This window comes from Leptothoe kymatousa TAU-MAC 1615, from assembly GCF_018739865.1.
In the GTDB taxonomy this organism is placed as follows: Bacteria; Cyanobacteriota; Cyanobacteriia; order Phormidesmidales; family Phormidesmidaceae; genus Leptothoe; species Leptothoe kymatousa.
This window is the reverse complement of the sequence record NZ_JADOER010000009.1, coordinates 177,991-190,892: the sequence shown is the minus strand read 5'-3', so window position 1 is coordinate 190,892 and position 12,902 is coordinate 177,991. Positions and strand designations below refer to the sequence as shown.

10 protein-coding genes are annotated in these 12,902 nt (G+C 49.4%); 1 reads left to right on the top strand and 9 read right to left on the bottom strand.

Going from position 1 to position 12,902, the window contains the following annotated elements:
• Positions 1-83: 83 nt before the first annotated feature.
• The 6 genes from IXB28_RS10690 to IXB28_RS10665 all read right to left on the bottom strand — a co-directional run bounded on the left by IXB28_RS10690 (position 84) and on the right by IXB28_RS10665 (position 8,150).
• A complete protein-coding gene (locus tag IXB28_RS10690) occupies positions 84-1,775 on the bottom strand; it encodes an LA_3751/LA_3752 family putative glycosyltransferase (RefSeq protein ID WP_215618571.1) in 1,692 nt (563 codons plus the stop codon).
• 553 nt (positions 1,776-2,328) lie between these two features.
• Positions 2,329-3,507: a sulfate adenylyltransferase gene (sat, locus tag IXB28_RS10685; protein ID WP_215618570.1), complete on the bottom strand. Its 1,179-nt coding sequence runs from the start codon at positions 3,505-3,507 to the stop codon at positions 2,329-2,331.
• 386 nt (positions 3,508-3,893) lie between these two features.
• Positions 3,894-4,715, bottom strand: a complete 822-nt coding sequence (locus tag IXB28_RS10680) for a sulfite exporter TauE/SafE family protein (protein ID WP_215618569.1) — start codon at positions 4,713-4,715, stop codon at positions 3,894-3,896.
• Between the two features lie 190 nt (positions 4,716-4,905).
• Complete coding sequence (sat, locus tag IXB28_RS10675; RefSeq protein ID WP_215618568.1) at positions 4,906-6,084, bottom strand: sulfate adenylyltransferase; 1,179 nt, start codon at positions 6,082-6,084, stop codon at positions 4,906-4,908.
• 166 nt (positions 6,085-6,250) lie between these two features.
• A complete protein-coding gene (locus tag IXB28_RS10670; RefSeq protein WP_215618567.1) occupies positions 6,251-7,000 on the bottom strand; it encodes a phosphoadenylyl-sulfate reductase in 750 nt (249 codons plus the stop codon).
• A 37-nt stretch (positions 7,001-7,037) separates the two neighbouring features.
• Complete coding sequence (locus IXB28_RS10665; protein WP_215618566.1) at positions 7,038-8,150, bottom strand: sulfotransferase family protein; 1,113 nt, start codon at positions 8,148-8,150, stop codon at positions 7,038-7,040.
• Positions 8,151-9,258: 1,108 nt separating this feature from the next.
• Between IXB28_RS10665 and IXB28_RS10660 the strand changes: the two genes are divergently transcribed.
• Complete coding sequence (locus tag IXB28_RS10660) at positions 9,259-9,726, top strand: hypothetical protein (protein WP_215618565.1); 468 nt, start codon at positions 9,259-9,261, stop codon at positions 9,724-9,726.
• Positions 9,727-9,847: 121 nt separating this feature from the next.
• Here the strand turns inward: IXB28_RS10660 and IXB28_RS10655 are convergent, their stop codons facing one another.
• From IXB28_RS10655 to IXB28_RS10645, 3 genes are all read right to left on the bottom strand, one after another.
• Positions 9,848-10,831 carry an endonuclease/exonuclease/phosphatase family protein gene (locus tag IXB28_RS10655; protein WP_215618564.1) on the bottom strand — a complete coding sequence of 328 codons (984 nt, stop codon included), beginning with the start codon at positions 10,829-10,831 and terminating at the stop codon, positions 9,848-9,850.
• A 632-nt stretch (positions 10,832-11,463) separates the two neighbouring features.
• Complete coding sequence (locus tag IXB28_RS10650) at positions 11,464-12,012, bottom strand: YbhB/YbcL family Raf kinase inhibitor-like protein (protein WP_215618563.1); 549 nt, start codon at positions 12,010-12,012, stop codon at positions 11,464-11,466.
• Positions 12,013-12,108: 96 nt separating this feature from the next.
• Positions 12,109-12,861 carry a helix-turn-helix transcriptional regulator gene (locus IXB28_RS10645; protein WP_326521009.1) on the bottom strand — a complete coding sequence of 251 codons (753 nt, stop codon included), beginning with the start codon at positions 12,859-12,861 and terminating at the stop codon, positions 12,109-12,111.
• Positions 12,862-12,902 lie beyond the last annotated feature (41 nt).

Below are 12,902 nucleotides of genomic sequence, written 5' to 3'. Positions count from 1 at the left end.
CGCATCAACACATGGGACAAATCCTATCATTAGTGGGTGGGCCAGGGGCTTGGGGCAGTGCCAGTGGGTCGTTTGACCGCGCCCTACCGCCCGTTCAGGGAGTTGGGGGTGGAAAATGCTGGCCTGGCGGTGGCTTCGGTTTGAATTACGCCGCGATAGAAGGGATAGTGGCCGAAGGTGCCCAAGGATTCAAACGCCAGGTCTATCTGGTTATTTGGCAATTTATATAGAAACCGCTGCTGCTCGGAAATGGAACAGGGCTGGATCGGATCGCAGATGTAGATAAAGGAGGTTTCGTTTTGGTCGACGAGGGCCGCCGCTAGCTGTTCAATTTCTGGATCGGTTTTGACCCGGAAGAAAATTTTGGAGCGGACGCTGGGCCATAGCTGCTGGGCCACATGCTGGTGAGACATGGCCACCCACCGTTCGTCGTAGTTGCTGAGGGCCTTGATGGCGGGCACCACCGGGGCCGCCTGCCGGGGCAGGGAGGTGGAATTGGTTAAGGGGTCGCGGTAGTCCCGTAGACCTCCGTTGACGAGGTTGCTATGGCTGCCGATGACGATGATGCATGCGATCGCAGCAAAAAGTTTATTCCGGGTATTTTTATCGAGCCACAGGTGTCGCAGGGCGGCGGCCACCACCAGCCCCACCAGGGGAATCAGAATTAAGTAAAACCGAGGGCCCCACTGTTCGGTATCGATGGCCAGGGGTGCCGCCAGGGGCACAATGACGGCAAACAAACCACCCACCCACACTAGCCGTAAGGCTGTTTCGCGGGCTTGTCCCTGCATTAACCACGGCAGCCCCAACCCCAGGAGCACCGCTGGAAAATACCGCAACAGGGCCACCACCAGGTGAATATAGTTGCTCTGCACCTCGGCTAAACGCTGGCTTACGGAGATGGCGGTGTCTACCTCCAGGGCATTAACACCCAAGGGATGGCCATAAATCACCGCATTTATCGCCAACAGACCGAGCACGGTGGCCCCCATGGCGCCCAAACAAGTTGAGACCAATAGCCTGGATAAGCCCTGGGGAATCTCCAGTTGCAGCCATTTGGGCAAATAGGTGTGGGGCAATAAACTCAGGGCCATAAACACAGCCAGCACCAGCACCAGGCAGAAAAACTCAGACCGCAGCCAGGTGGCAAGACCAATGCAAACACCATTCACCAGGGCCTGGTTAAAGCTAATGCGGCTGGTAAATCCCTCGGGCAAACTGTGGAATAACATCCCCGAAATGCCCCAAAAAGCAAGGGCTACCGCCAGGGTATGCTCCCAGTACATCGCGCCATACAGCGTCAGGGGAGAGGCAAAAATAACCAAACTTAAACTCAGGGCAATGATAGTGGAGCGCACCTGCCAGATCCGACACACCTGCCAGATCCGTCCCCAAATCACCCACAGCGACATAATCGGGATGACATAAAATCCGCGGTAGCCCAGGAGCCGATAAAACGGAGCCGTAATCACAGAAAACGTGAAGGGCGCATCAATAAAGTAGTTGCCCTGTTGCTCGTAGGCATAGGGCGGGGTAAATGGATACAGACCTTGGCGCCACAGGGCCAACACCCACGGCGGTTGCGAAATATTGAGCGACACCTGTTGCCACGAGCCCCAGGTTAATTGCTGGGATAGTAGCGCCCGCAATCCGGCATCGCCATTGAAAAATACTCCCCCCTCACCGTAGGTCAATAACCCCAGGCTGATGCCGATGCCCAACAGCATCACGAAACTTGGCAATAACCAGGACCGCCACCCCTTAAAACTCCGCATGAATTATAAAAGCGTATGGTTTAGCTAAGTTCACAGGGCTGTCCGCATTTCTCAGTACAGTCTGGGTGTTCTTGATAACAAGCTTTAAATTTCAGGGGGGCTTATGTAAAGCTACGTAACGGAAGCAAGAACTTCACTTGTTTAGTTGACGGCAAAGGAGTAATCAATTAACTCCTTAATCAGCCCCTCTTGTTTTACATTAACCCTTACAAAAATCCGGTAACCCCACTAACTGAGCGCAGCCGTTCGCAAAGCGTCTCCCCCAGGAATTAGCTAAACCCAGCTAATTCATACCCCCCTTTCGCTAGCTGAGCGCAGCCGATGCCCCCTGCTAGCTGAGCGCAGCCGAAGCTAAAACCCAATCGATGCAATCCCCCCCCCCGCTAACTGAGCGTAGTCGTTCGCGAAGCGTCTCCCCCAGGAGTTAGCTAAACCCCAACCAATCCACCCAAAAGCCATTGACTCCCCATGAAAAAGGAGTGCAAGATACTTGCACTCCTAAAGAACGATATTAGTTCAGCATTTAGCCAGGGCTAATGCCCCGAACCTGAACCTATACAGCACTCAATGTGGGAGTCTGCATAGAATCGATCAGAATCTGAGCAACCTCTGGGCGGCTAAACTCAGGGGGAGGGCACTTGCCTTCCCGCAGCATGGCACGCACCTTAGTACCGGATAGGTGAATGCGCTCTTCCTTCGTACTGGGGCTAGTCTTAGCCGTGGCCATACCCTGGGTACGGGTGCAGTAGAAGGCGTGCTCGAACTTAACGGGCTGAATCTTCAACTCATCGGAGTTAAATTCGTCGAACAGCTTCTGGGCATCGTAGGTGCCGTAGTAGTCGCCCACTCCAGCATGGTCGCGACCAACAATAAAGTGGGTGCAGCCGTAGTTCTGCCGTGCGATCGCATGCATAATCGCTTCGCGGGGGCCAGCGTAGCGCATAGCTGCGGGGAATACCCCCAGCAGGGTGCGATCCTCAGGGTAATAGAAGCGCATGATGGTCTCATAGCACTTCACCCGCACATCCGCCGGAATATCATCCGACTTGGTCATGCCCACAAGGGGGTTAATGAACAGACCATCAACGGTTTCTAGGGCCGTCTTAGTGATGTACTCGTGGGCCCGGTGAATGGGGTTGCGGGTTTGGAAGGCCACAACAGTCTTCCAGCCACGGTTAGCAAACTCTAAACGAGTCTTTACGGGACTGAGGCGGTACTGCAGGAAGTTATCGTAGGGAATATCATTCACCAACGAAATGGGGCCACCCAAATAAACGGGGCCTTCAGCCTTCATGGCTTTTACACCAGGGTGGGCGTCCTCAGTGGTCAGATATATCTGCTGAGCTTCATGGTCCTGGTCGGGAGTAAACTTGCTCTCCACCGTCATCACCGCCATGATCTCACCGTTGGGATGAGCCAAAGCAATCTGACTATCTAGACGACACTTTTCAGCATCGGCCTCAGAAATCTGTAGCGTTACAGGAATGGACCATGCCAAACCATTGCTGAGACGCATGGTATTAACAATGGAATTATAGTCAGCTTCGTTAACGAAACCTTCCAAAGGGCTGTAAATACCAGTGGCAATACACTGTAAATCTGCAATATTGCGAGTGGAGAGGGTGATTCTTGGCAGTGCATGGGCCTTTTCAAATAGGTCCTGACGCTCATTACCCTCAAGGGAACGATTTACTAGCTGTTTACCATGAGGTTCAATTAAACCAATAGCCACAAATTTATACTCCTAAGCGTCTTATTCGTAAACTAGAACGTTTCAATAATTGAAATCGAGAAACAAAAATACTATTTCAACCGTAGAATTGCTCCTCTCGTTTCCAATGAAGCAGTTTTTTGTAATTTATTCTAGTGAGATATCACCCAATAAAAATTCTGGAACTTACTTCAAGGATTGTCAATTAAAGGTGGAACAACTTTTTGAGGTCTTTAAATAAAAAAAGTACCGTTATCAATTTTCAGGATATTTTTAGTGGGATTGTTCAATTCTTTGTAAGCCTGGGCAAGTACTTGAGAATTTAGGAAACAAAAGACAAAAGCCTGGTAAGACAAAGCTCCGGCCACGTTCACCAGATTTTCGACAAATCACTGCTAATTTTGCCCCTATCCCACGGTCAGGTAGCTGAGGCCGTAGGGGTTCACCCCATAGGTCTCTGGAAATATCTGATAGGCCTGCCAAAAAACATAGGCCGACATTACCGCTAGAAAGATTCTAAAAATAAGTTTGACGGTTGCATCGGGGAGTTTGGGTAAAAATCGAGTACTCAGCCTAACGCCGAGCAAGCTCCCCAAACCTAGGGTGAGACCCGGCATCACCAACAAGTTACCTTTGGTGCCATGGACCAAACAAGCCGACAACGCCACACCGGCCAAAACCCCCAGGCTAGTTTGAATGGCGGCCTTGATATGTCTGCCCAGCAACAACATTTGCAGGGTGATCATAACAATTCCCCCGCCCACGCCCAATATTCCGGTTAATAGACCGGCAATGGCACCCACGAGAAGCTCAGAGGCTAGAGGGTTAAGTGGGGAGACGCGCTTTCCGTTGGGTGCAGTGGATAATTTTTGACGACAGTCAATTAGATAAATATTGACGATTAAAAAGGCCCCGAACATTAATAAAATCATGTGGGCGGGTATTTGGGTCGCAATTAGCACCCCTAGTTGCACCGTCATTAAGGCGGGCACCCCCAGGTACACCACGCGCTTTATATCCAGGCAACCTATGCGCCAGTTTTGAATACTGCCGGCTATGGCCGTAATGGCTATGGCCAAACTGCTGGTGGCCACCACCTTAATGGGCGCGTAGCCCAATGTAATCATTAGGGGAACTAAAATCACGCCCCCCCCGATGCCTAGCAGCCCGGCCAATATGCCGGTGACCACCCCTCCGCTGGCCAGCAATAGCCAACTTTCTAATACCATTTTGATCGCACCCTAATAGATATAAGTGGGAGTAAGTGTATGTGTGTTCCTGTTGGGGTCTGCTCAAAAAAAGCGACCCAAATTTTACTAACGAATAAGAGTAGATGCTGAATTATATTATCGTTTCCAGAGAATATTTTAAGTCCCCTGGGTGGTCTGCAGACCACCCAGGGGACCCAACTAGCGGCGCTTAGGCCGTCGTCAGTTCAGGAGACTGCATAGAGTCTACTAGAATCTGAGCGATTTCGGGGCGGCTAAATTCAGGGGGCGGGCACTTGCCTTCCCTGAGCATGGTGCGCACCTTGGTGCCGGACAGATGGATGCGCTCTTCCTTGGCACTGGGGCTGGTCTTGGCGGTGGCCATCCCTTTGGTGCGCGTGCAGTAGAAGGCATGCTCAAACTTCACCGGCTGAATCTTGAGCTCATCGGCGTTAAATTCGTCGAATAGCTTCTGGGCATCGTAGGTGCCGTAGTAGTCGCCCACCCCGGCATGGTCACGGCCAACAATAAAGTGGGTGCAGCCATAGTTCTGCCGTGCGATCGCATGCATAATCGCCTCCCGAGGACCGGCATAGCGCATGGCGGCTGGGAATACGCCCAACAGGGTGCGATCCTCCGGGTAGTAGAGCCGCATAATGGTCTCATAGCACTTCACCCGCACATCCGCCGGAATATCATCCGACTTGGTCATGCCCACCAGGGGGTTAATAAACAACCCGTCCACGGTTTCTAGGGCCGTTTTAGTGATGTACTCATGGGCCCGGTGGATGGGGTTGCGGGTTTGGAAGGCCACCACCGTTTTCCACTCACGGTTGGCAAACTCCAGTCGCGTTTGCACCGGGCTGAGGCGATAGTCCAAAAAGTTGTCATAGGGAATCGTGTTCACCAGAGAAATCGGTCCCCCCAAATAGACGGGGCCTTCCGCCTTCATCGCCTTCACCCCAGGGTGGGCGTCCTCGGTGGTGAGATAGACTTTCTGGGCCTCATGGTCCTGGTCGGGGGTAAACTTGCTCTCCACCGTCATCACCGCCAAAATGTCGCCATTGGGATGGGCTAGGGCAATCTGACTATCCAGCCGACACTTATCCGCTTCATCCGCCGGAATCTGCAGCGTGACCGGAATCGACCAGGCGAGACCATTGCTGAGGCGCATATCGTTCACGATAGACGTGTACTCAGCTTCATTAACAAACCCTTCCAGGGGACTATAGATGCCGGTGGCAATGCACTGCACGTCGGCAATGTTGCGCGTAGACAGCGTAATGCGCGGTAGGGCATGGGCCTTTTCAAATAAATCTTGGCGCTGGGGGCCATCTAAAACCCGATTTACCAGCTGTTTACCATGGGCTTCAATTAAACCAATAGACATAATACAACTCCTATTTTGTCTCTCGTATACAACAGCCCTAGCGTTCCAAGACCAGGGCAAATAACCTGATGAACTGTCATTAACCGTCACACGACGCGACAGATTTAGACGATGGGGTGTGCTAGGGCTGTTGCCAGCCGCCAGCGGTTTAGAACCCTCCCCAAAATCAGGTGCCTGGCTTTGAATTGATCGAGTGAAAGCCGCATTCTTTATCGGCACTGTTTTCCCACCACCAGCGCCCTTCTCGCTCGTGCTGACTTGGCAAAACTGCCATGGTGCAAGGTTCGCAGCCAATGCTAATAAACCCCTGCTGATGCAATGAGTTGTAGGGCACTTTGTTAAATCGGATATATTTCCAGACTTGCGCCGATGACCAACTGGCCAGGGGATTAAACTTAATCAATTGATTGTCGGCGGTGGAAAAAGCCGTATCGGCTTGGATGACCGGAATACTGGCGCGCGTGTCCGGACTCTGGTCTTTACGCTGCCCAGTGATCCAGGCCTCTGCTGTGGCTAATTTTCGACGAAGAGAATCCACCTTACGAATCGCACAACATTCTTTGTGGCCATCTTTGTAAAAACTAAATAGCCCTTTTTCTCGAACTAAAGTTTCAACTTTCTCAGTGTCTGGAAAAAGAACTTCCAGGTCGATTTTGTACTTCTCTCGGACTTGGTCGAGAAACTGATACGTTTCCTTGTGTAGACGACCTGTGTCAATGGTGAACACTTGGATGTCACTTTTGATTTTGGTCGCCATGTCAATTAGAACGACATCTTCAGCACCACTAAATGAAAGTGAGATGTTATCGAACTGCTCTAAGGCAAACTCAAGAATTTGCATTGGAGACTTATCCACATACTTCGCTTGTAACGCCTCAATATCTAAACTTTTAGACTTGATCGGAGTCTGAACCATGAGACCTAATTTCCCCCTCTAATTAAGCAATTATTAACTAGGCAATTTTTTGCAGTTGAATCCCTTGGACGTTCACCGAGCTGCCGTTTAATTTTTTCTTTTGAGAGGCCGTCAACCGCTGTTTGATCATGCCCAGATAGTCATTGCGAAACTGTCTGAGTTGATAATCTTGAGGATCAAACAACTCTAGATCTAGCCATGCTTTATGCTTGCCCAATGCGCTACGTTCTTTGGCAGATTCAATGGCATCATCATTGACGTTAGCCGAGGCCGAAGTCATGAAACTGTAGCCGTACAGGTCCATATAATCTTTGGTCACTGTCTCAATAATTTCAATCTCTTCTGCACTCAGTGCCTTTTTGAATTTGTCGATGTTGGCAGCGATGGGGGCAAAGCAATTATTTTCCCACAGAGCCGATCTACCGGCGATGCTTTGAGCCTCTGGAGAGGCTGAGATATCTAGCATTGTCGGTAGAAAATCAATCTTAAAGAACTGACATACCTTACGTAAGACCGCCTCTTGATTGGTTAAAAAGTCTTCGTAGCGAATGGTTAAAACACGGTCAGGAAATTTGTCAGCTAAGGCTTTAGCGGCCTTGTGAGCCTTCACCCAAGTCAGGCTGTTAAGCAGCGTATCGTAATCATGGATAATGGCGCGGTTGATGCTGCAAATCTGTGCCCTTGGATCACGGACAACGTTCAAAAACAGCATGTCATCAAACAGAGAAACTAGATCGGAGGCATAATGAATGTTGTCGAGGGACTTATCCATTACGAGCTTGGCATTATTTTGTTCCCCTGCCTGGAATAGCATTTCCCATGCAACCATGTGAACGCTGCGGGGCTTATCTTTTATCGTATTAAAAATACTCACGGGGTCAAGCGCCACCCCATCCCACTTCACCATGGTTGAGTTTTGGAGCCCGACCAAATCAACTGCCATCTGGAAGTAGTTCCAATCGTTGCTCAGATCTCCATAGGCAGGCACCAGTGGCATAAAATCCACTATGTGCATGGGATATGGCGAATAAAAGTCTGGACTAGCGTTGAGTCTTAAGCGTAAGGCGTGACTGCCACACCGTCTAATGGGAATCATCAGAACAGGCGTGGGACGATTAGCCTGCTGTTGGTCTGTTACGCCTTGCGACATAGATATACTCTCCTAATAAATGGCAACCGAATATTGCGCGTAGCCTTGCTACGACCGCGTCTGACACCCCAGAAAAAAACACTGGGAATCTCTTTCCAAGTGGAACTTGAAAACCTATTTATATTTATTGAGAAAGCCCACTGTGGAGGCTTTGAAAATCTCTACTGGACGAGAAAAACCATCAAAAAACTGATTTCTTTTCCCACCATTTCTTAAATGGAAATTTTTATGTGCATCTGATCTGGACACCCTTCACACCACTTCCAGGAGCATAGTCATAATCTCTACCAAGGAAATAAATGACCTGTGAGTTTACCAAAAACCCTAAGAATTTGTGTATTCCATAGCTCCAAAGACGTCCCTAATAAACGTCTTAACTTTATGTCATTAATATTAGCATTGATTAATTAATTATTAAATTCTGGTGTAAACACTAATATTCATTTGTTTGCATTACTGTCGTTTACGATACAGGCCTGTAGGTTCAATTTTTGGCAAATAGTCATCAATTGGTGGCTAATCAAAGCGTCTAAGACCCTGGATTAATTGCAATGGTTACCGCAAAAATAATGGCTGCGAAGACGTTGCGTCCGTATATATGTTGTTTTGAAGGTATATAACTATACGGCTATTGTTCAATGTGCTTAGAAATATCCTAGCGCTGCCGATCCTTATCTAAGGCCGCGTCAAGGCTGAAACTTGGCATTCGCTCTGATGAAGAGTAAAGAGTAGCTCGTCATCTCGTTTAACGCTTTACTGGCCTTATCCTAAATTCTAGGGAAAGCCAACACCAGAAACGGCGATATGGGGATTCTTGCGAGCATGGCTGGAATTGGCCCCTTGGCCACTGATTGAATAAATGTATGGCTCACATGTGGCCGCAATGGATCTGCGACCTCCCTAAACTCTATCAGGAGACAGTGCAATGAATAGTCAGCCCCTATTGAAGCTTCTGCGTTATTTGTTTTATGCCATTTTAGTCTGTGGCTTGATCTATATACTGATTCCGATAGAGCCGCTAGTATTATCGAAATTGTCTGTTGAAACTGTGGTTCAACGGCTTTCTATACTTATTATTGTGGCTTTGTTTTTGGAGAGGGCTCTGGAAGTGTATGCACTCTCTTACTTCTCTCAAGAGAAATCCCGGCTTGCGACTCAGTTAGAGCAGCGTCAGTTGGAGTTAGATTCGCTCTCTCCCGATGTGAAAGCAGATGCTAGTAATGTAGGGGTGAAGGCCGCTCAGCTAAAGCTTTTGAATGCTAAGGAAAGTTTGCGGTCCTACAAACAGCATATTCGCCAAAGTATTTTGCGCGTTGCCATCGTCTTTGGCCTATTGATGGGATTAGTGGGCATTCGATCATTGGAAGGGATTATTCAGTATCCTGCCCCCGTTATCACCCTAGAAATATTTCGGTTATATCTTTTTAGAGTGCTAGACCTGGGGCTGACGGCAGGCCTAATTGCGGGGGGCAGTGAGGGGATCCACAGTCTGATTAAAAAGCTGTACAGCTTTTTCCCGGATGCGTCTCAAACCGTGGCGTCGTCTTTACAGGCAGTCGGTAAAAATGTGTCTTAGGCGCTGTCAATCAACGACTTCATGGTTTAATCCGAAAAGGCTGGTTGAGCCATGATTTCAAGACATAAGGCTATGATTTTATTTTTTCACAAGCCCGTAACCCAGATCGCAACCATGCCCACTATGCTGGTTTAGCGGCAGGAATGACTAAATCCACCACTAGTGGGGCGTGGTCAGAGCCTGTATCGGTGCCAGTGTGAACATCGGCTACTCGAATCTGTGGGCTCACCAAACAATGGTCGATGGGAATTTGTAAGGGAGATATGAGCCACTGGGTCCAGCGAGGTAGCCCAAAATAGCTGCCCACCCTTGGCCATGTGGGCTGAATGCCAAAACCTTGCCGAGTATTTTTAAGCTGAGTTTGTTGGATAAAATGTTGATAATAGGGTGACCACATGGTGATATTGAGATCCCCTAGGAAGATGACAGCATCTGTCTGGGCTTTGATATATTGCCCCACGTCATTGAGTAATGTGTTGCGAGACAAAAACATTTTTGACTCTATGGGCGGTAGTGGATGGACAGCGACTAAGGAAATAGGGGTGTCGAAAACTTTAAAGTGGGCTGTTAGAGACTCCCTTGCGTAGCGGCCAAACTGTTTTAGGTGTATGTCTGTGAGCGGGTATTTGCTATATAGAAGAATGCCATCCTCTGGGGTCGTGCTGTAAGGATAGTCACGCTTTAGGGCTGTGAGCTGTTGCTCCATAGGGCGACCAGTCTCTAGGAATAACGCTAGGTCGGGCTGTTCTTGGTCTATTAGTGTGAGGGCTGCGCCAGCATCCTCGTTGTTGAAATTGAGGTTGGCTAAAACAATGCGATAGTTGGTCGATGGCCCCCCTAGGCTAACTGGAATATACCAGGGCATCACCTGGGCAGATAGCAGGGCAGTGCAAAATAAAATAACTAGCAATAGCCGATAGTTGCGCAGGAGTGCTGCTGTGGCTGCGATTATGAGGGCTGCTAGAAAATATTGAACTTGAAAATGAGAGAAAATCTCCAGGTATAGGGACCAGCCAAACTGGCTCGTTGCCATGGCTAGACCCGTGAGTGCCAGGACGCTGGTCAGGCAGATATGGGAAAAAATGTTGTAGTGGCGTTGCTTCATAGCGCAGACTGGGCCGATGATATGGGCTACTGAGTCTGAGCTACAGGTGGTGGATGTGGATTCCAGAGGGGCAATTTGAACTTTGTAAAAGCTTGATTCAGGCTTGGTTGAGTCAACCGTGCTGGTATAGAAAAGTACTTTAAATAGCGGGTGCGGTGTTTGATAACCGATGGCACCACAGGGTGAAATGGATGGATGCCAGCAAGCCCATGAGTTGGAGGCTGGATGGGTTGAGGGGGAGTAAATTTACCATGGATGGACAGCCTGCTGGAGAACCGGGTTGCTAACTCAATCAACAGGTATAGCTTGATAGATTCCGGCAAAAGTGAGGTGATGGTGGGCTGAACTTCATATGTTGTGAATCACCCGTTGATGTGACTGGGCTGTGCATGTGTTTATCATGATTTGACCCTGAATGCTCTGGACGTTAACTTCGTAACGGATAAACTCTCCTTTGGGGGCACGTGCGATCGCATTCTGCATCACCATGGGGGCTAGAGTTGTAAGGATGCTGGTTTGGGGAACAATGCTAACTAGATTGTTGTTGTCACCTACGCTGACTAAGCATCGACCACGTAGGCGTTCCATTGTTCCCGACCCTCTAGGGAGAAGCCGGGAAGAAATTGTTACCATTATCGATGGTAAACGGCGGTGAGGCTTGCGCTGTCGAGCATATTGGCACGGATCATAAAGCCAACAAGGGCATTGCTAGGATTTTCCGGTAGGTCCAATTGTGCCGTACCCAGCGCATACACCGTAAAGGTATAGCGGTGGACTTCGCCGGGCGGGGGGCAAGCACCCCCAAAGCCTATGGTGCCATAGTCGTTGCGAATTTCAATCGCCGCGCTCGGCAGGCCGTTATTGAGGCTTGCATTTTGTCCAATGGAGTTGGTAGATGCGGGGAGATTCACCACATTCCAGTGCCACCAGCCTGAACCTGTTGGTGCATCTGGATCGTATACATTGATGGCGAAGCTTTTTGTGTCTGCCGGTGCGCCGGTCCATGACAACTGTGGTGATTGGTTTTCTCCTTCGCAGCCAAAGCCTGCAAAAACGTGGGTGTTGGTCAGGGTTTCGCCTTCGGAGACTGTTGTGCTGGTTAAGTTAAAGCCCTGGGCAGCGGCAGGAGCCGCGATCGCAGTGGTGAGCAATACGCCAAGGGAAAGAATCTGACGAAGCATGGTTGTGGTCCTTGTTGAGCATTTTCTACACTCTGAATTTATCAAGGACGGTTTGACTATACTTCCACCAGTCGGGCAGAAACTATCGAAAAACGCTCAACCTTCCACCTTGCGGATCTCACTGGGCTTGATGCCAAAGCGCTTCTTAAACGAATCTGAAAAGTGGGACGGCGTTTTGAAGCCACAATCGAATGCGATCGCAGAAATGGGAATATCTGTTGACTGCAACAGGCTGAGGCCGTGTTCAAGCCTTGTGTTTTGCAATATTTTCGAAAACCCTTGCCCAGACTTGGTTAGCCAACGCCGCATGGTGGCCTCACTAATGGCAAAGTGTTCCGCCACTTCACCGGACCGCCAGGGATGGCTTAAATCTGTTTCAATTAGCCTTCTTACCTTGCTGAGGGGATTCTCTTCTGCCTGGGGGGTGAGATAAATGCCGTTATGTTTTAGCCAGATCAGAGGTTCCAGCAGCCGATGCTGTTTGATCGGTTCGGGTAGTTCTGGGTCATTTAGGGTGGCCTGGACCGTATTTAAGATTTGCCCAGACTGATCCGATTGCAGGACTTGGATGCCCGTTGGCTCCGGCCTTTTGTCGGAGAAGATGGTTTCTATCATAGGGTGCGGAAAGCAAACGCCGGTGGCTTGATAGTCGTTGCCAAACACGGGGCGATTTTCCAGCGTGACCATGGACCCAGGGGGAAATATAATCACATCTTCGGCATTGCCAATCAGTTCGCCGTTAATGGGGCACAAGACTCTTTTGCTCCCCACCTGGATAAAGAACAAAAAGGTATATTGAAAATAAAGGTCGGTAAATGTGGCTGTCGTGGCCTGAGAGATTGACAGCACAGACACTCTTGAATTGTTCTTAGCTTTGGATTTTTCCATTT